The following is a 20,622-nucleotide window of genomic DNA, read 5'->3' on the forward strand; positions in this document are numbered from 1 at the left end:
TTGAATCCCGAGCTTAGCATGTATTTACTATCACAGTTATTGTTCATCTAATTGGAAAGAAAGATATTTGTATTCCAAATAATCTTCAATTCCCTGCCTGCCGCCTTCTCGACCGATGCCTGATTCCTTCACTCCGCCAAACGGAGCTTGGGCAACAGTTGGCATAGGATCATTTATGCCTACAATCCCATATTCCAAAGCTTCGCTGACTCTTACAATTCTAGAAGCATCCTTCGTAAATATATAAGAAGCAAGACCGTATTCACCACTGTTCGCCCGCTCTATCGCTTCTTCTTCTGTTGTAAACGAAAAGATAGGAGCAATAGGTCCAAATGTTTCTTCGTATGATATCTTCATATCATGTGTTGCGTTTACTAAAAGTGTTGGTTCAAAAAAGTTGCCTTTTGCGTATTCTCCATCGGCAAGTCGCTTCCCGCCGACTAATACTTCTGCTCCTTTTTCTGTTGCATCCTGCACCTGTTTTTCTACTTTATTGACTGCATTATTATCGATTAATGGTCCAATTGTAACCCCTGGCTTCAGTCCATCACCGACTATTAATTTCCTTATTTTTTCTGCAAACAATTCAGAAAAAGGCTTCACAATACTTTCATGGACATAAACACGATTGGTACAAACACATGTTTGACCCGCGTTTCTAAATTTACTAGCAATTAAAGCTTCTGCAGCTTGCTCTAGATTAGCATCTTCAAATACAATAAATGGTGCATGTCCTCCAAGCTCGAGTGATAGCTTTTTCATCGTATCTGCAGATTGTCTTACTAGCTGTTTTCCTACTTCAGTAGAACCAGTAAATGTAATTTTACGCACATCAGGAGAATCCATTAATGCTTTTGTGATCTTACTTGCAGATCCATGAAGTAAGTTCACTACTCCCTCCGGAACTCCTGCATCATGACAGGCCTTAAAGACTTCTACAGCTGTAAGAGGCGTGGAAGAAGCTGGTTTCAATACAACAGTACACCCTGCAGCCATGGCTGGAGCTATCTTCCTTGTAATCATTGCAATTGGAAAATTCCATGGTGTAATCGCTCCAACAACTCCAATCGGTTGGCGGATAACCGATAAACGTTTACTTGGAGACGATGCAGGAATGGTTTCTCCATAAATTCGTCTTCCTTCTTCCGCAAACCATTCTAAATAATCGATTGCTAAACTAATCTCCGCTTTTGACTCTTGCACAGGTTTCCCCATTTCTGTTGTAATTACTTCAGCAATCTCATCCGTTCTAGAACGTAAGATTTCCGCAACGCGATTTAAAAAATCATACCTTTCTTTTGCAGTTCGTTTAGACCAAGCAGGTAAAGCTTTTCTCGCAGCGTCAATTGCGAGCTTCGTTTCATGTTCTCCTCCTTTTGCGACTGTTCCAAGAAGTTGACCAGTAGTTGGACTAGTCACTTCTAAATTATCTTCTGAAGTTTCCCATGTCCCATTTATATAAAGCATCTTATCTCCTCTTTTCTATCCCCGCATCATATGCAGAAAATTATTTGATTAGATTATTGTTCCTGATTTGCTGATAAAATTGTTGGGTCAGTCATTACTTCGATCAATGCCGGAAGTCCAGATGCAATCGCTCTTTCAAATGCGCTTGCAATATCTTCATTCTTTTCAACTCTTTCACCATGTCCACCAAAATTAATTGCATATTCTGCAAAGTTTGGATTTGTCAATTTTGTTCCCACTACTCGTCCAGGGAATTTCGCTTCCTGATGCGTATGGATAGTTCCAAACATATTATTATTTACAACAATAGAGATGATAGGAATATCATAGCGTACAGCTGTTTCAAATTCTTGCGGAGTCATCATAAATCCGCCGTCACCTGAAATAGAAATGACTGTTTTATCTGGATGAGCTACTTTCACTCCAATAGCCGATGGCATCCCGTAACCCATCGCTCCTGATGTAGGTCCAAAATACGCCCCCCCTTCATCATATTTGAAATAACGGGAAATCCACGAAAAGAAGTTACCTGCGTCACTTGTAATAACCGTATTCTTTGGCAGTTCATTTTGAATATAATGGATGACTGATTTCATATTTGCGTATTCTTTATTATCCGTTAATTCAGGTGTTGAAAATTGTGTATACTTTTCGTTTGCTTCTGTTACTTTCTTTTGACGCTCCACATTTTCTTCCGGTTTAATCACGTTAAGAAGCTCTTTTAAAAATTCCTTTACATCGGAAACAATAGGTAATGACGGTGTATAAACTCTCCCCAAAGTATCTGGTGAAATATCTACATGAATCAAACGGCTATTTTGTTCATTTATTAAAGAATAATCATCTGTTGTCATTTGCGAGAATTTAGTTCCAAGCGCTAAAACAAGATCACTATCTTGAATATATTCACTCAGAGACTTTCTAGCTCCCAACCCTAATGCACCAATATAATTTGGGTGCGAATTCGGGAACGCATGGAAGCGTCTAAACGCTGTAGCTACGGGAATTTGCATGGCTTCTGCTAATGCAACAAGCTCTTGAGTAGCTTCTGATAGAATTACGCCTCCGCCAGCAATAATAACTGGTTTTTCAGCATTTTTTAGTTCTTCGGCAACTTCTTGTACTGCATCTGCATCAGGACGAATCATAGTTACCTTTATTGGTTCATGTGTATCTCTAGTTACAATGTCATCTTGCATATCCTCTGGCAATGAAACCAGCACTGGCCCAGGCCTTCCTGAACGTGCTACATGAAAAGCACGGTGCAGAATTTCCGGGATACGGTCAGCATCATCGATTTCTACTGTCCATTTACATAAATCTTTAAAGAATGAAACAAAATCTACTTCTTGAAATGCCTCACGGCCTCTATACGGACGTTCAACCTGTCCAATCAATGCTACAAGAGGAGTAGAATCTTGCTGCGCAGTATGTAGCCCAATCGACAAATTCGTTGCACCCGGGCCTCTTGTTGCTGTACAAACACCTACATCACCTGCAGCTTTCGCATAACCTTCAGCCATAAATGAGGCGCCACCCTCTTGTCTCGCAGAAATGAAATCGATTTCATTTTCTTCGTAAAAAGCATCCAGTACATTCAAATAACTTTCTCCAGGAACGCCAAAAACTTTCGTTACACCTTCTTTTTTCAAAACATCAACAATCGCTTGACCACCAGTTCTTTTCTCTACTTTAGTATCGCTCTGACTAACTTGTGTCATTTCTTTTCCACCTTTGCTATTATTTTTAATTCATCACATAAAATTTCTTTCTAATATTAACTCCATGTACTGCCTCCTCCTGATTAGCAATATTTGAAGGTTGCAATATAAGTTTTTTAATGATTTGATTTTAATTGTAAGACATTAATAATTGTTTGTCAATAATCATTATTTAATCTTCTGATTATTATTTTCAATAGCTTCTTTCATTAAATGAAAGTCTATAACCGCACAAAAAATGACTCCTAAATTAATACAGAAGTCATCTAACACTTATTTAAATTTTAGATAGTAAAAAGTTCCGTACGAAAAGTTATACATCTATTCTAGACATGATTTTTTCTCGTACATAACGGAGATGTCGATACATTTCTGTGAATGACATAATTGGGTCTCTTTTTTTTAAAGCTCTGTAAATCGCTTCGTGGTATGCAACCGTTATTTCCCGCTCACGGTAGGGTATCAAGCTATCAGTCTTTTCATGCGCAATCAATAATGAATCAATCATCCCTTCCACTACTGGGTTATTTGCGCTTTGGGCAATGATTCTATGAAATTCGATATCTAACGCCCCATAATTATTATTCACGCTTTTTTCAATATCACTGTTTATTTCCTTTAACAGATCTAATTGTTCGTCAGTTATTTTTTCTGCTGCTAAAGTAACTAGTCCTAATTCTAAGGACATTCTTGCTTCAATAACAGCTGACACATTATTGATTGTTAATGCTAACATTGCTCTAAAAGGACTATTTCCTACTTTTTCATTGATATACGTTCCTCCACGCGGTCTTCTTTTGACAATTTCTAATGTTTCTAAAGAACTAAGCGCCTCTCTTAATACAGGGCGGCTTACATCAAAATCCTCCATTAATTTTAATTCAGACGGAAGCTTATCTCCCGGATGAAGCTGCCCATCCATCAACATGGAAATTATTTGGTTTAACACTTGTTGTGATAATGTATTTCTTTGTATTGTTCCTGTTTTAAATACTTCCATTACCTTCACTCTCCTTGTACTTAGCAATCAGTATGTTAAAGAAATCACATGTCATATAGCACATTTGATTATTTAGTGAATTATGTAAATAACCTGCGGATAAATTACATCAAGGTTTATTATTATAATTACCGCCCGTAATTGTATGACAAATATATAAGTTTGTCAATTTCAATAAATTTCCAAAGAATATATCATATAAACTTCCCCTATATCATAGTTGTATATTTACTCCCTGCTATCTTTATCAACTGGAATTTTTATTTCTAAAGTTCTTTCCATTGATTTAAAGTCGATATAAAAAGAAGGATAGAGATTATATCCCTCTCCTTCTTAACACCATAAAAGCTACCCATTATTTATAGACATCCGATTAGTTACGTAACTGGTGCAGGATTAAATAAGGCTAAATCGTTTCGAATACCACATTTATCTGCACAAGTTGTTTTCTTACCACTAGCAGTAGCAATAATATCATGAAAAATTTCCCATCCTACATCTTCAATAGTCGCTTTTCCTGTAGCAATCGTTCCCGCATTGATATCGATTAAATCGTTCCATTGATTTTTTAATTCATTTCTTGTTGAAACCTTTAATACAGGTGCCATTGACAGATTATAAGGTGTTCCTCTGCCCGTTGTGAACACCTGTAAATGCATACCAGCAGCGAGCTGCAAAGTTCCACAAACAAAATCGCTTGCGGGCGTAGCAGCAAAATTTAATCCTTTTTTTCGAACCTTTTCTCCTGGAGATAAAACATCTGTAATTGGAGATGTTCCAGATTTAATTACTGAACCAAGAGACTTTTCAACGACATTAGATAATCCGCCTTTTTTATTTCCTGGCGACGGATTTGCTGACCGGTCAACATCACCTTTATTCAAATATTTATCATACCAATCCATTTCTCTAACAAGAGCGTCCGCTACTTCTCGACTATCTGCTCTTGGTGTTAATAGATGGACCGCGTCCCTAACCTCTGTTACTTCAGAAAACAAGACAGTTGCACCAGCTTTAACCAGCAAATCTGCCGCATACCCTACAGCTGGATTTGCTGTAACGCCTGAAAATGCATCACTTCCCCCACACTGAACACCTACTACTAATTCAGAGATTGGAAATTCTTCTCGCTCTCTTTGGTTTAGCCTTTCTAACCTTTCTTCAGCCATCTCCATAATAGTTTGAATCATATTTGTGAAGCCATTTTGATCTTGTAACATTACAATATTATCATTATCTTTTCCATCATTTAATCGCGTTGGTTGGAGCTTTTCGCATCCTAAACCGACAACCATGATTTCCCCGCCAAAACTAGGATGTTTCGCTAGATTTTGAATGGTGCGGATAGGAATTTTTGCATCGCCAGCGTTTATTGCAACACCACAACCATAGTTATGATTAATAGCAATAACGTCTTCAACATTTGGGTACTTTGGAAGAAGTTCTTCCTTTATCTTTTGTACAGCAAACTCTAAAACCCCAACGACACATTGAACACTTGTCGTTATCCCGAGTATATTCTTCACCCCAGCTGTACCATCAGAGTTTCTGTATCCTAAAAAAGTGTATTCTTCATCTAAGGGTTCCTTCGGTTCTGCTTTCCCGTAGGTCTTTAATGTATTTAGTTCTGGAGGTACTGGTAAATTCATTACAGCGTCTCTTATCCAGGATCCTTTTTCAATTCGACCTTTAGCATATCCAATAATTTCTCCGTATCGGATAATTTTTCCATCTTTTTCTATGTCCTCTAAAGCTACTTTATGCCCTTGAGGAATCATATTTTTTAATTCGAGACCACACTTAAAAACAGTTCCTTGCTTTAAACCTCCATTATTAACAATAATCGCGGTATTATCTATTTCTTTCACTTTAATATAGAGTGGTTCCATATCTTCTTGCATTTTCTCACACCACCTCTTTGTTGTTTTTCAGTAAATGTATGAAATACACTTACACTAAACATATCATCACATTCTATTGTATATTTCATTACCCTGTAACTTCGTTTAATGCAGTAAGTAAGGCTTTAATATATCCAATGGAATAAGCAAATCCCAGGTTAGATGATTTCCAGCCAATATTCGAATTTGCCCATTTTTTATCTTGGTCTGCAATGTCACCTGCAAGGATAGGTACATGATCAGGGTTTAGACAACCGTTAAAACCTACTTTCTTTAATTCCAGCAATATCTTAAACATATTCAAGTCCCCATCATCTAGTAAAGCTTCTTCAAATGCTCCAGCTGTCGGTAAACTTCCGCGTACATTTCTAAAATGCACTAAGAAAATTCTGTTTTTTCTACCAAAATGATTTATTTCATCAATGACTAATGAGGATCCACCTTCTTCCGCACGCGTACCGATGCAGTAAACAAAACCTACGTTTTCATTCGGAAAGTCATCAATTATCCTGTGTAAACCAAGTCCTCCGAAGGGAGAATCTGGATGTGGTGTATCAGATGGATGCATAGCTATATTCACACCATTTTCTTGAGCAGTCGGCACTAATTCTTTATAGGCCCTTTGAAAAGAACGCCACCACTTTTCCAGTTCTTCTAAAGTCGGACTTTCTGCTTTATCCTTCAATAAACCAACGCTCTCTCCTCTAGAGATGGCTCCGCCTCTTTGAATCGCTTGATAAGTCTGTGAACGACCATAAAATACATCGCCTTCAAATCGTTGTCTGACGATTTTTATATTTGCTTCTCCAAAGACTTTAATGGCATTTACGGAGTTTTCCAATTGCACCTCACTGCCATCTTGATTATCCATAAATGAACCGGTTATATTTGGCAAGGTAACTCTATTAATATCCATCCCCCATGAGCGGATTCTTCTTTGAAGTTTTAATAAACTATCCAAATCTGGAAACCCTTGTTCCTTCACACCTGCAAAAGAGTTCCCGTTCCCAAAATCAATCCTGTCCACACCTAGCTGGGACATTTGTTGTAAATCCAAATCTGTTAATTCAGTGGTGTTAACGGTTACGGACACTTTCATCATTTACAGCCTCCTTCTATATTATTAATTAGCCGCGTCATAAACTGCCTGGTCATTCTCAGTAATTTCTTTTAACTTCTCAGCTGTTTCTTCTGAATCTAGATAACTTGGGGTTAACCAACTGTTCTTAATCTCCTCTTGAAAGGATTCATCTTCAACTACATTTTCTAACGCTTCTGAAAATCTTTCTACGACCTCATCCGGTGTTTCCGGGTTAAAAGCCCAATAAAAAACTTTATCTACTGACATATCTACACCTTGCTCGGTAAACGTTTCAACATCTGGGGCTCCTTCCAGACGCTCCTCAGCAATTACACCGAGGGAAACAAAATCGCCAGATTCAAGAAAATCCTGCACTAATCCAAGAGAAGTTGGTACAATGTCAACTCTTCCTCCTAATAAAGCGGTAATTTTATCAGAAGCACCACCGGCATCAACTATATTAAATTCAACTCCTGTTTTTTGTTCAAACTCTAACACTTGCAAATGTGTCATCGCTCCAACTTCTGTAGCCACCTTAACTTCGCCAGGATTTTCTTTGGCATAATCAATCAAGGATTCGATATCATCAAATGCAGCATCTTTAGAAGCAAGAAATGTATTCGATTGATCAACGATTCCTACACCTGCATATTTAAAATCTTTAGATGTATAGTCAGCTAATCCATAAATATTATTAACTAACATTGCATTATGGTAAGCCAATACAGCATGTCCATCTGGTTCCTTAGATAATACTTCCTTGATACCTGTTGAACCCCCAGCCCCTTCCACGTTCGTAATGACGATTGATTCACCAAGTTCCTGTTCCAGATATTTAGCAGTAATACGTGTATTCAAGTCTGTATCCCCACCCGCTCCAACTGGAACAACTACCTCAATTGGTTTAGAAGGGTATGCATCTTCCGCATTTGAACTTTCCCCATCTGAACATGCACTTAAAATAAAAACTAGACAAACAACAGCTAAACTTTTCGTAAAAATATCCACAATTTTCTTCAATATAATTCCTCCCTTTTTTGATTTATTTAGTTAATTTACTTTTTGAAGCTTTTGTTTCTTTCTATTACTGTATATTTTCATGGCAATAGAAACGACTGTTAAAAGTAAGAATCCTGCAGCTATTGGTTCTGTTAAAAAAGGCATAAAGTTTCCTTCAGATAACATTAAACCTCTGCGTAGGTTTGTTTCTAGAATTGGTCCCAGGATAAACCCTAGAACAAGCGGTGTTAATGGCATTTTAGCTTTGATCATCAGGTAACCGATAATCCCAAAGAAAAATAATGCACCTACATCAAATAAACGATTATTCACACCAAATGCACCAACAACACACAACGCTAGAATAATAGGTAAAAGAATAGCCTGAGGAATGCTAAGCAATCTTACAAATCCTCTCATTCCTAAGAATAAAAACACTGCCATTAAAATGTTTGCAATGATTAAAGCAGCAAATATGCCATATACTATTTCGCCACTATTTTGAATCAGCATTGGTCCAGGCTGCAACCCATGCAAGACAAGGCCCCCGAGTAACATAGCTGTAACTGTATCTCCCGGTATTCCTAAAGAAATAAGCGGAACTAACGCTCCTCCAATAGCAGCATTATTTGATGATTCAGACGCTACAATACCACTGGGATTCCCTTTACCAAATTCTTCAGGTTTTTTTGAAAGATTTTTTGTTGTTGCATATGCGATAATATTTGCGGTTCCACCTCCAATACCAGGTAATACCCCAATGCTCAAACCTAACAATGTCGACCGAAGAAAGTTCCATTTTTGTTCAAAATATTCCTTCATTTTTACTCGGTAACTAATTTTTTTCAGACGTGTAGATTTATTATTTTTGACTTTCTTTTCAGCAGTAATCAATATTTCCGACACTGCAAATAGCCCAATTAACACTGGTAATAAGTCAAACCCAGCATCTAAGGAACTGAAACCAAACGTAAATCTTGGAAACGCATCAATTGGTGCTGAACCAACCAATGCAAATGCAATACCAAGTGCTCCTGATAGAACACCTTTGACGATCGAATCTCCAGAAAGACTTGAGATTAACGTCAGGGAAAAAATCACAATAGCAAAAAACTCAAAAGGTCCGAATTCTAAAGCAACTTTGCCTAATGGCGGAGAAATAATAATTAATGCGACGATACTTATTAATCCTCCAAAGAAAGAAGAGACAATCGCAAAGGAGAATGCTTTTCCCGGCTCTCCTTTTTGAGCCAGCGGATATCCATCAAATGTCGTTGCAATGGAGGATGGGGTTCCTGGCAGCTTCAATAAAATTGCTGGAATTAAACCTCCTGAAACCCCTCCAATATACAATCCCATCAAAAGAGACATTCCTGCGACTGGATCCATCCCATATGTAATCGGCAAACAAATCGCAATTGCCATCGTAGCTGTTAAACCTGGTATAGAACCAAATATAAGTCCTAAGATTACACCAACAACAATTAACAGGATTATTTGAAAAGTGAAAACCGAATTAAAACCTTCTAATAACATATCAAACATTTTCTAACCCTCCTTACCCAAAAATTCCCGCTGGAAGCATGACATAGAACACATTGCGAAACACGAAATAAATAACGGACGATGTGACAATTGAAATAACCCCATATAAGAGGGCATTTTTGATTGTCCATTTTGAGAAAAGTAGCATTTGTATAATGAGATAAGCAGCAGTGGTAATTAAAAAGCCTAAGATAGGAATTAGAAATAAATAAACAAATAACAAAATTATCGTAAGTATCAGATAAATAAAGCTATTTTTATTATCTGTTCCTTCTTTAACTTCTGCAGCAGGTGCTTCTTCATCTGTTTTGTCTATCTCCCCACTTTTAAAACCGCTTACAATTACAGGAATACTCATTACTGCAATTAATATTGCAATTACTTTAGGCATAAAATCTGACCCGACCGCCCCTTCTGTTAGCGCTTCCATATTAAGAGAGCCTATAAACATAACTATTGAAATCGCCAACAAAATAATTCCTGTAATTAAATCACCGTAATTCCTTTCCATTAGACTTCCCCTCCAATCCATCCTATTTTTTATTACTTTTCGTAATTGTATGACAAATATATTTATATGTCAATAAAATTTTTAGGTTTTTTAAATATTACTTCTCTAAGGTTTTTATATGTATTGAGGTATGCCAAATTATCAAAAAAATCCTCACTATAAATTAGATAATTTATTTTATATGAATCCGTTCAGTTTGGTTTCGTGACTTAATTTGTCCTGCTAAAAAAAGAAACTCCAAACTAGATTTGGATTAAAGGTCTCGATAATTAATGTAGTTTTTGTTTTATTTCCACTTTCAAGTGCTACCTCTTGACTCATTTTATAAAGAATTGGTGTTAAAACCAATAAAATACAGTCCATATCTTGTATGGACTGCTTCTGTCAAAACTATTATCTTATTAAAATTCTTGCCCGCTCGTCTCAATAACTTTTTTTATATTAATGAAAATTATCCTCCCTATATCGATTTGGTGTTTTATTCCCAAAGTAATCCATATCGCTTAGAAATCTCTGACGTACCAGAAGATATAATATCAATCGCAAAATATGAAATGTAACCAATAACCTCTATCCCATCTTCCTAGAGATACTAGCAGCAGACTCCAATATAAACTCAACGTACTGTTCAATCCTAGATTTATCCACCCTAATCAAAGGAATCGTTATAGTCATGCTCGCAATAACGTCGTTTAAGCGATTTTTTATCGGAGCGCTAATTGCATAAACACCTAGAATTCTTTCATTCTTTGTTATTGCATATCCTTGTTCCCTTATTGTACTTAATTGTTTTCTTAAACAGTCCTTATTTATTACCGTATAATCCGTAAGTTGTTTTAATTTCAAGTGCTCAATAATATTTTCTCTCTGAATTTCTGGTAAATTCGCTAACAATACTTTTGCCGATGCGCCAGCATATAAAGGAGATTCTTTACTTATATAGGAAAGTGTGGTTAATTCATGTTTTGCATGTTCATAAGCAATACATTTACGTTTATTATTATGGATAATATTTAATGTAATCGTTTCTCCCGTTTTTGTATTTAATTCTTGCATGAATTTTTTTGTGATAGACAGTAAGTGTGAATTACTCTCCACCAAATTTCCTAAGAAGTATAATTCCATCCCTAGTTTATACGTCTTGCTTCGTTCATTTTTTTCTAAAAACCCTTCTTCTGTAAGGGTATATAAGATCCTTTGAATACTTGATTTTGAAATCCCCAATCTCTCACTTATCTCTGTTAAAGATAACTCTTTTTCGTTGAATGAAAATACTTTTAAAACTTGAACCGCACGATTAATCGTCTGCATTGATTCTTTTTTCTGCAAAAAAATCTCCTCCAATCCAACAGTATGTATATCAGATTATATGTGTCTAATAGTGCAATATTTCCATAATTAATTATCATGTACCGTTAAATGAAAACCCTTACCGTTTAACGGTAATATTCTAAACAAGATTAGAATATAAATGTCCTAAATGAAAATTTGTTTTAAAACAGTGTACCTTCAGCCCCCTCTATTCCCTATAGAAAACAATATGAAAGCTAACCGATATCATTACCTAGGAAGGAAGTGAAGAAATGTTAGCCTTACTTGGTTTTTTAACCATTTTTGTATTTCTGTATCTCATTTTAACTAAGAAAACGTCTGTGATTGTTGCTTTAATTATTGTTCCGCTTCTTTTTGGATTATTTACAGGGCACACAATTGATTTGGGTCCAATGATGCTCGATGGAATTATAGAAGTAGCACCTACTGCAATCATGCTTGCCTTCGCGATATTGTATTTTGGAATCATGAACCAAGCAGGTCTATTCGATCCAATTATTAAACGAGTTCTAATTTTAGTAAAAGGAGATCCTTTAAAAATAGTTATAGGAACTGCAGTTATTGGTATGTTTGCCCATTTAGACGGCTCCGGGGCTTCTACTTTTCTCATTACGATACCTGCACTGCTCCCACTATATAATAGGTTAAAAATGAGTAAATTAGTATTAGCCTGTGTTGTTGCATTAAGTGCAGGAACAATGAACTTACTTCCTTGGGGCGGACCTACAGCAAGAGCTTCCGCTTCCCTCAATATTGATACAACTGACATATTTAATCCTGTTATCCCGGCAATGTTAGTTGGACTTTTATGGGTGTTTTTTGTTGCATATCTATTAGGTAAACGAGAACGTAAAAGGCTTGGTATTGAAGATTCCTCGTTCGAATATACGATGGAAATTTCTAAAGAGGAACAAGAATTAAAACGGCCAAAACTCTTTTGGTTTAATTTACTTTTAACCATCGTTCTAATTGTTTTTCTTATTCAAGTATGGTTTCCACTGCCAGTAGTATTTATGGTTGGATTTGTTATAGCTTTAATAGTTAATTATCCTAATGCAAAAGTTCAACAGGAAAGAATAGATTCATTGGCTGTTGGTGTTGTAACCATTGTGACAATTATTTTTGCTGCAGGTATATTTACAGGTGTTTTATCGGGGACTGGAATGGTCGAAGCAATGGCGAATAGTCTTGTATCCATTATTCCAGAGGGGCTTGGAACGCAAATGGCAATTATATTAGCTATTGCAAGTATGCCTCTAAGTCTTGTATTTACTCCAGATGCTTTTTATTTTGGTGTCTTACCTATTCTAAGCGAAGCAGCAGCTACTTACGGAATAAGTGGGGCTGAAATGGCACGTGCGGCAATCCTAGGTCAGATTACAACAGGGTTTCCAATTAGTCCATTAACACCTTCTACATTTCTGCTTATTGGTTTAGCTGGGGTTGATTTGGCTGATCATCAAAAATTCACATTTAAATGGGCGTTCGGTACAACGATCGTAATGACTATTGTTTGTGTATTGATAGGCGTTATTCCTTTCTAAATCATTCAAAATTCACATTAAAGGGAGTTGTTATGTAATGGAAGATTTAATTTTTGAAAAGGATAATCATATTGGAGTTATTCGATTAAATAGACCTGAATCGTTAAATGCTTTTAGTGTGGATATGATCCAGCTATGGATTGACGCATTAGAAGAAATTAAAAATAATGACGATATTTATGTTGGTATTCTAACAGGAAATGGAAAAGCATTTTGCGCAGGCGGAGATATTAAAGCAATGATAAACGGTGATGGCTTTATGGCTAAGACTAAACAAGAACAAGAGAATTACACTAGTTTACCGTTAGAGGTAAAGAATAGTTTATGGAAAAATATACAAAAAATACCCTTGTTAATGGAAGAAATTGATAAACCAATGATAGCTGCGATTAACGGAGCAGCTATCGGAGCTGGATTAGACATGGCATTAATGTGCGATATTCGATTCTGTTCTGATGAAGCAAAATTAGGTGAAGGGTATATAAAAGCTGGAATTGTGCCTGGAGACGGTGGAGGATATTATCTTCCTAGAATTATCGGCATCGATAATTCACTAGAAATGCTTTGGACTGGAAAAAAGCTCACAGCTGCTGAAGCAAAAGAGATTGGATTGGTTACCCACGTGATTCCAAATAATTCTTTGCTACAGACTGTTAAAGAGTATGCAAATAATCTATGTAATGAACCTCAAGAGGTTATTCAAATGATGAAACGTATCGTTTATCAAGGCTTGTCAATGAATTTAAAGCAATCGTTGGATATGGCTTCATCATTAATGGCAATATCAGTACATCATCCAAATCACAAAAATGCGTTAGAAAAACTAATGAAAAAATAATTAGTCCCGAATATAAAAACAATCAACTAATTCGAAGAGGAGGAATGTGAATAATGGTGGAAAATGAAGAATATAAAGGTCCACTATCTCATATCCGAATATTAGACTTAAGTCAAACATTAGCCGGCCCTTTAGCAACTACTATTTTAAGTGATTTAGGTGCTGAAGTTATAAAAATAGAACGTCCTGGATTCGGAGACCAGACGCGCCATTTTGCTCCATATCAAAATGGGGAAAGTCACTATTTTCTAAGTGTTAATCGAAATAAAAAAAGTATAGAAGTTAATTTAAAAAGCGATATTGGGATGCAAACATTGAAAGATTTAATAAAAGAATGTGATATTCTAGTTGAAAATTTTCGTCCTGGGGTTTTAGATAAACTAGGATTCAGCAAGGAAGCAATACAGTTAATTAATCCTGGTATGATAGTCTGCTCCATTTCTGCTTTCGGAAGTACTGGCCCACTTGGAGAAAGAGCGGGTTATGATATTATTGTTCAGGCATTAAGCGGTGTAATGAGTGTTACAGGTGATGGTGTCCCGCAGCGATCTGGACTTCCTATTGGCGATATTATTGGCGGACTATTTGGAGCAATCTCTGTATTGGGCGCTATAATAGAAAAAGGAAAATCGAAAAAAGGACTTCATATTGATTTAAGTTTGCTTGATAATCTTGTTTCGTTGTTAGGCTATTATGCCGGAAAGTATTACATGACTGGAGAATCGTCTTCTCCTGTAGGGTCACATCACCCTTTCATTGTCCCATACGGAACTTATAAAGCATCAGATGGTTATTTAGTTTTAGCTATCTACACGGAAGGTTTTTGGAAAAAATTTATAAAGGCAATGAATAAAAAAGAATGGTTAACGGATGAAAGATTTAAAACAAATGATTTACGCGTAAAAAACAGGGAAATCTTAATCGATATTATTCAAGCAGAATTAGACAGAAAAAAAATAAATGAATGGATAGAAGTATTCGAAGCTTACGATATACCTCACGCTCCAGTGTTGAATATTGAAGATGCATTAAATCATCCGCAGATAAAAGAGAAAGATCTCATTAAAAAGATTGATCATCCTTCCTACGGGAAATTTTCTCATGTTGGAACTCCTATTCATTATAGTAATGCTCCATTAAATAATAATGCTGCTCCACCAACATTAGGAGAAAACACAGAAGAAATACTAAGAGATGTCTTAGGCTATTCCAATGATAAAATGAATGAAGTGTTAAATACAATGAATAAATCTATATAATGAAACAGGTTAATTCAATACCCAACACACCATTTAACCTTTCTTAAATCTAGTTATCCGCGAGTGGGGTATATTTCTATATATTTGGTTATTTATTGGCCACATAAAATATCATCTAAGAAAACAGAATAAACACACAAAAACACCTGCATCATCAACCTTTTGATTCAGGTGTTTATATCATTTTTACAACTCCGCTTAGAAAACAAATGCCGTCTATAGACAAGGAACTTAGACCACGCAATTCATATAGTTAAAATAGGATTTCCCAATAAGAATAATTATTTTAATTCATATTATGAAAAAACAATAATCAATCGTAAATATACCGAAAAAGCGAATCCTTCGTAAACTTCCCTTCAATTCCAGGTTTCGTTAAAAAGTATTCCACAATTTCTTCTTTCGCAAGACCAATCTCCTTTAACCCGCGGGAAATCATGGATAAATAGGATTGAGGGGGAGTGGTAAATTCGTGCGTTCCCATTACATCCGGATTGGTAAATGTAAACATTGGCGCCCCTTCCTCTTTTCCCAGATAAATAACCCTACTGTACCAGCCTGCTTTCAAGTCAACATAGCCTTTATTCATAATATCCTGCACGTTGATATTTAAGGCATCCACATTATTTTCCTGTTCCACGATTTCTCCAAATTGCTCATCCGTGATCAGATACTTTCTTGCATATGTTTTGGTATCTTTATTGGATTTATGTCCAATGAAGGCAACTCCGCCTTTGCCCCATTTACTTCTCTCCTTTGTAAAATAGAGAGGATAAGGGAGCTCGGCTTTTTTTACTTTCTTTGGCGGAGTCGTATTTTCACATCCCTTTTCCTCTTTTTCAGATCCTTCAGGAATACCTCCTTCAATATAGCAGGAAAAGCGATTTTCGCTAATGTTGGAGCCGTAGCTTACATACCATACGTCCATTATGAGCCTCCTTGTTTTATGTTACTTTGAAAAATAAAGGTAAAACGTTTTTTGTAGTTACAATGTCATTTTCTCTAATTTTTGTTCTGATAAAAAATGAGAAATCGCTATCGAAGTAGCACCGAGCGCACTTGAATAACGACCCAGAGCAGAAAATTTAATCTCCGTATTCTCATTATGATAATAAGATAGCCTATCCTGTAGAACATGATTAACAGGGTTGGTTAACCATCGGCTAAATTGTGAGATTCTATTTCCTATGATAACCATTTCTGGATTAAACGTATTAATAACCGTTGTTAATCCAATTCCGATATACTCCCCTAATGTGTTTAAAATCTGCAGAACTTCTTTATTCCCTGTTTTTGCTTCTGCTACTAGTTTTTCCAGACTTATATCATTCGAACTGCTTAATACTTTTTGCTTTTTTACATGCTCCAAAAGAGCCTGTTCCGATGCATAAAATTCCCAGCAACCGTGATTTCCGCAACGGCATTTAGGGCCGTTTGCATTAAGAGTAACATGTCCCATTTCTCCAGAAATACCAGATGTACCAGTGTAAAGATTGTTTTTTATAATGATGCCTGTACCTATACCAACTCCAATGCTAATATACACTAAATCAGATGCATTCTTCCCTCTCCCATAAAGATGTTCACCATGAACTCCACAATTAGCTTCATTTTGAATTTTAACCGGAATGTGAAGTTCATTTTGTAACTCTGCTTTTAAATCAACATTTTTCCATTTTAGATTTGGGGCAAATAAAATGTTCTCATCGAGATCGACATTACCTGGAACACCTACACCAATTCCTACTATGCCATACGTGCTTTCCGGAGCCTTTTTAATTAATTTTTTTATGATATTCACTAAATTGTTCTTCACATCTTCATATTCAATACTAGTAAAAGTCTGGGTAACTTCTTCTACAATATGACCATTCAAATCCGTTAAAACACCGAGAATGTAATTAACGCCCAAGTCAATTCCAACCGAAAAGCCTGCAAGGTTATTAAAATATAATAGCACAGGCTTCCTTCCCCCACTGGATTGGTTAGACTCTATTTCATATACAAATGACTCTTCAAGCATTTCCGAAACCATTGTAGAAACAGTTGCTTTATTGAGTCCAGTTATTTTAGAAATCTGCGAACGGGATAGTGGTTCGTTTTTTTTAATTGAACGAAAAACAATTGACTTATTCATTTGTTTTACAAAATTTTGGTCACCGGTTTGAATTTTTTGCATCTTTTTTTCTCCTTTTTATATAATTCTTTATCTTTATTCTATCATAGAAATCGCTTAACATTCATCCTCACTTTGTTTAACCATTATATTAACAAATCTTAAATCAATCATATTTAAATCAATTCATCTATCATATCAATACCTTTTTTCTTTAATTTTATTGTTGACAACGCTTCCAACAAATACTAAACTTAGTTTTAAGGTTAAACAAAGTTATATAAACTTATTTTAACTAACTCAATGAAATAGGAGGTATTTATAGAATGAGTTATTTTCCAAACGTAAATCAGATAATTTATGAAGGGCCGAAGTCAACGAATCCTTATGCATTTAAGTTCTATAATCCGGAGGAAACCATTGGCGGCGCAAATATGGAGGATTATCTACGTTTTGCAGTAGCATACTGGCATACATTTACTGAAGATTTATCAGACCCATTCGGCTCTGGAACAGCTGTCCGCCCTTGGGATAAATTCTCAGGAATGGACTTAGCAAAAGCTCGTGTAGAGGCAGCTTTTGAATTCTTCGAGAAGCTAAATGTTCCCTATTTCTGTTTTCATGATGTGGATATCGCACCAGAAGGAGAAACTTTAAGAGAAACAAATAAAAACTTAGATACAATCGTCTCCATGATCAAAGATTATATGAAAGACAGCAAAACGAAACTGCTTTGGAATACTGCTAATAATTTTACTCAACCAAGATTTATTCATGGGGCGGCTTCTTCTAACAATGCAGATGTATTCGCCTACGCTGCAGCCAAAGTAAAAAAAGGGTTAGAAATCGGAAAAGAACTTGGTGGAGAAAACTACGTATTTTGGGGAGGCCGAGAAGGTTATGAAACGCTCCTTAACACAGATATGAAACTCGAATTAGACAATCTCGGACGCTTCTTCCATATGGCTGTAGATTATGCTAAAGAAATTGATTTTGATGGACAGTTCCTAATTGAGCCAAAACCTAAAGAACCAACAACTCACCAATATGATTTTGATGTTGCTAGCAGTTACGCCTTTTTGCAGCATTATGATTTACAAGATCACTTTAAATTTAATATTGAAGCCAATCACGCCACACTTGCAGGTCATACATTTGAGCATGAACTGCACTACGCACGTGTCAATAATATTTTAGGATCAGTAGACGCCAATCAAGGACACCCACTTTTAGGCTGGGATACAGATGAATTCCCAACTGACTTATACGCTACTACACTTGCTATGTATGAAATAATCAAAAATGGCGGACTGGGCCGCGGCGGATTAAACTTTGATGCAAAAGTAAGAAGAGGTTCATTTGAGCCAGAAGATCTTTTTCACGCACATATAGCTGGAATGGATAGTTTCGCAATCGGGTTAAAAGTGGCTCAGAAATTATTAGATGATCAAATTATTGAAAATGTTGTAAATAACAGATATAGCAGCTATACACACGGTATTGGTTTGAATATCGTGGAAGAAAAAACGAATTTCCATAAATTAGAAGAGCATGCACTTGATTTAAAAGAAATAAATCAACAATCCGGACAATTGGAAAGAATCAAGGCAGTAATCAATCAATATCTGCTGACAATTTATTCAGATCAATAAGAACTGGACATAAGGAGGCTGAGTAATGAAGCATATTATCGGTGTTGATTTGGGGACAAGTGCTGTGAAGCTTTTATTAGTTAATCAACAAGGAGATGTTGTAAAAGAAGTTTCAAAAACATATCCCCTCTTACAAGAAAAAACAGGCTATAGCGAACAGAACCCTAAAGATTGGGTAGACCAAACTGTCGCCGGGCTTTCTGAACTAATTCAACAATTCGAAGGTAAACCAGATGACATTGAAGGTATCAGCTTTTCTGGACAAATGCATGGACTGGTTCTGCTCGATGAAAATCAAAATGTTCTTCGTAATGCAATTTTATGGAATGATACACGAACTACAGCGGAGTGTCAGGAGATTTATGAAAAAGTGGGAAAAGAAAGACTGCTTCGTATCACGAAAAATTTAGCATTAGAAGGATTTACATTACCTAAATTATTATGGGTAAAAAATCATGAGCCTGAGCTTTATAGTAAAGTAAAAACGTTTTTGTTACCAAAAGATTATGTCCGTTTGAAGCTTACTAAAAGTTTGCATACGGAATATTCCGATGCAGCTGGTACCTTATTGCTAAATGTAGCAGAAAAAGAATGGAGCAAGAGTATTTGTGATTTATTAGATATCAATTTGGATATATGTCCACCCTTGGTAGAATCTTCTGAAGAAATTGGAATATTGACCCCTGAGATCATTGAAAAAACTGGTCTGTCCAAATCAACTCGCATCTTTACTGGCGGTGCTGACAATGTATGCGGCGCAATTGGATCAGGAGTCTTAACAGAAGGTAAAACAATGGCCAGCATCGGGACATCCGGGGTAGTTCTCGCTCATGAAGACCGTAGAGATCGCAACTTTCAGGGAAAAGTTCACTATTTTAATCATGGCGTACCAAATGCTTATTATACTATGGGAGTGACACTAGCAGCTGGTCAAAGCCTTACGTGGTTTAAAGATACTTTCGCAGAAGAAAAAACGTTTGACCAATTGCTTAACGATGTTGATAAAGTTCCACCGGGTGCAAATGGTTTACTATTCACACCTTATATTGCAGGTGAACGCACCCCCTATGTTGATGCATCTATTCGTGGAAGTTTCATTGGAATAGACAGTTCTCACAAGATGAAACATTTTGTACGGTCTGTTATGGAAGGAGTTACATTTTCGTTAAATGAGTCTGTCCAGTTATTCCGGGACCAAGGGAAGAAAATCGATCAAATTATTTCCGTAGGTGGTGGTTCAAAAAATGAGATATGGCTGCAAATGCAAGCAGATATCTTTAATACAGAGGTTGTCAAATTATCCAATGAGCAAGGTCCAGGAATGGGAGCAGCAATGTTAGCAGCTTATGGTTGCAGGTGGTTTAGAACACTTGAAGATTGCGCAGATACTTTTTTACATGCAGAAAAAATATATAAACCGATAGAAGAAAATGTAGTAGTTTATCAAACTTTATTTAAACTCTACCAACAAGTCTATACTTCATCACAATCACTAAATAAAAAGTTGATGCAGCACCGGCAGTAATACATGGAGTCATGAGATTGATAATTTAAAAGATAACTGCTCCACGCAGTTATCATAGAAGAAGCTAGTAGAAACAATCAAAAAAATTTCATTTTAATATATAAGGGTTCTCTTTATGGCAGGTTGACGTT

General features: G+C 36.2%; 16 protein-coding genes. 5 read left to right on the forward strand and 11 right to left on the reverse strand.

Features of this window, described 5'->3' with window-relative positions:
* Nucleotides 1–36: 36 nt before the first annotated feature.
* The 9 genes from ACZSMY_RS17115 to ACZSMY_RS17155 form a co-directional block, all read right to left on the reverse strand.
* Complete coding sequence (locus ACZSMY_RS17115; RefSeq protein WP_256705093.1) at nucleotides 37–1,467, reverse strand: NAD-dependent succinate-semialdehyde dehydrogenase; 1,431 nt, start codon at nucleotides 1,465–1,467, stop codon at nucleotides 37–39.
* 53 nt (nucleotides 1,468–1,520) lie between these two features.
* A complete protein-coding gene (locus ACZSMY_RS17120) occupies nucleotides 1,521–3,188 on the reverse strand; it encodes a thiamine pyrophosphate-dependent enzyme (protein WP_465148030.1) in 1,668 nt (555 codons plus the stop codon).
* Nucleotides 3,189–3,501: 313 nt separating this feature from the next.
* Complete coding sequence (locus ACZSMY_RS17125) at nucleotides 3,502–4,188, reverse strand: FadR/GntR family transcriptional regulator (protein ID WP_455725924.1); 687 nt, start codon at nucleotides 4,186–4,188, stop codon at nucleotides 3,502–3,504.
* Between the two features lie 377 nt (nucleotides 4,189–4,565).
* Nucleotides 4,566–6,089, reverse strand: coding sequence for a galactarate dehydratase (gene garD, locus ACZSMY_RS17130; protein WP_465148031.1), 1,524 nt, complete (start codon nucleotides 6,087–6,089; stop codon nucleotides 4,566–4,568).
* Nucleotides 6,090–6,177: 88 nt separating this feature from the next.
* A complete protein-coding gene (locus ACZSMY_RS17135) occupies nucleotides 6,178–7,191 on the reverse strand; it encodes a mannonate dehydratase (RefSeq protein WP_256705097.1) in 1,014 nt (337 codons plus the stop codon).
* A gap of 21 nt (nucleotides 7,192–7,212) precedes the next feature.
* Nucleotides 7,213–8,190, reverse strand: a complete 978-nt coding sequence (locus ACZSMY_RS17140; protein ID WP_455725925.1) for a tripartite tricarboxylate transporter substrate binding protein — start codon at nucleotides 8,188–8,190, stop codon at nucleotides 7,213–7,215.
* A gap of 30 nt (nucleotides 8,191–8,220) precedes the next feature.
* Nucleotides 8,221–9,714, reverse strand: a complete 1,494-nt coding sequence (locus tag ACZSMY_RS17145; RefSeq protein ID WP_256705099.1) for a tripartite tricarboxylate transporter permease — start codon at nucleotides 9,712–9,714, stop codon at nucleotides 8,221–8,223.
* A gap of 13 nt (nucleotides 9,715–9,727) precedes the next feature.
* A complete protein-coding gene (locus ACZSMY_RS17150) occupies nucleotides 9,728–10,225 on the reverse strand; it encodes a tripartite tricarboxylate transporter TctB family protein (RefSeq protein ID WP_256705100.1) in 498 nt (165 codons plus the stop codon).
* Nucleotides 10,226–10,795: 570 nt separating this feature from the next.
* The gene (locus ACZSMY_RS17155; RefSeq protein WP_341173284.1) at nucleotides 10,796–11,554 is read right to left on the reverse strand and encodes an IclR family transcriptional regulator; all 759 of its coding nucleotides are present in this window, start codon (nucleotides 11,552–11,554) and stop codon (nucleotides 10,796–10,798) included.
* Nucleotides 11,555–11,808: 254 nt separating this feature from the next.
* Here ACZSMY_RS17155 and ACZSMY_RS17160 point away from each other — a divergent pair, with 254 nt between their 5' ends.
* Genes ACZSMY_RS17160 through ACZSMY_RS17170 form a run of 3 tightly spaced genes read left to right on the forward strand, consistent with a single transcriptional unit; the run spans nucleotide 11,809 to nucleotide 15,198 of the window.
* Entirely contained in the window at nucleotides 11,809–13,101 is a 1,293-nt protein-coding gene (locus tag ACZSMY_RS17160; protein ID WP_341173285.1) for a CitMHS family transporter, read from the forward strand.
* A 37-nt stretch (nucleotides 13,102–13,138) separates the two neighbouring features.
* Nucleotides 13,139–13,939, forward strand: coding sequence for an enoyl-CoA hydratase/isomerase family protein (locus ACZSMY_RS17165; protein ID WP_341173286.1), 801 nt, complete (start codon nucleotides 13,139–13,141; stop codon nucleotides 13,937–13,939).
* 53 nt (nucleotides 13,940–13,992) lie between these two features.
* Nucleotides 13,993–15,198: a CaiB/BaiF CoA transferase family protein gene (locus ACZSMY_RS17170; RefSeq protein WP_341173287.1), complete on the forward strand. Its 1,206-nt coding sequence runs from the start codon at nucleotides 13,993–13,995 to the stop codon at nucleotides 15,196–15,198.
* Between the two features lie 313 nt (nucleotides 15,199–15,511).
* On the opposite strand, the gene ACZSMY_RS17175 is transcribed toward ACZSMY_RS17170, so the two are convergent.
* Together ACZSMY_RS17175 and ACZSMY_RS17180 are read right to left on the reverse strand one after the other, a co-directional pair.
* Nucleotides 15,512–16,126, reverse strand: a complete 615-nt coding sequence (locus ACZSMY_RS17175; RefSeq protein ID WP_465148032.1) for a hypothetical protein — start codon at nucleotides 16,124–16,126, stop codon at nucleotides 15,512–15,514.
* Between the two features lie 57 nt (nucleotides 16,127–16,183).
* Entirely contained in the window at nucleotides 16,184–17,377 is a 1,194-nt protein-coding gene (locus tag ACZSMY_RS17180) for an ROK family protein (protein ID WP_465148033.1), read from the reverse strand.
* Between the two features lie 263 nt (nucleotides 17,378–17,640).
* On the opposite strand from ACZSMY_RS17180, the gene xylA reads away from it, so the two are divergent.
* Both xylA and xylB read left to right on the forward strand, forming a co-directional pair.
* Complete coding sequence (gene xylA, locus ACZSMY_RS17185) at nucleotides 17,641–18,966, forward strand: xylose isomerase (protein ID WP_465148034.1); 1,326 nt, start codon at nucleotides 17,641–17,643, stop codon at nucleotides 18,964–18,966.
* 25 nt (nucleotides 18,967–18,991) lie between these two features.
* Nucleotides 18,992–20,491 (forward strand): xylulokinase, encoded by a 1,500-nt coding sequence (gene xylB / locus ACZSMY_RS17190; protein WP_465148035.1) that lies wholly within the window; start codon nucleotides 18,992–18,994, stop codon nucleotides 20,489–20,491.
* The last annotated feature ends 131 nt before the right edge of the window (nucleotides 20,492–20,622 follow it).

It is taken from the genome of Oceanobacillus sp. B139/18, from assembly GCF_055524595.1.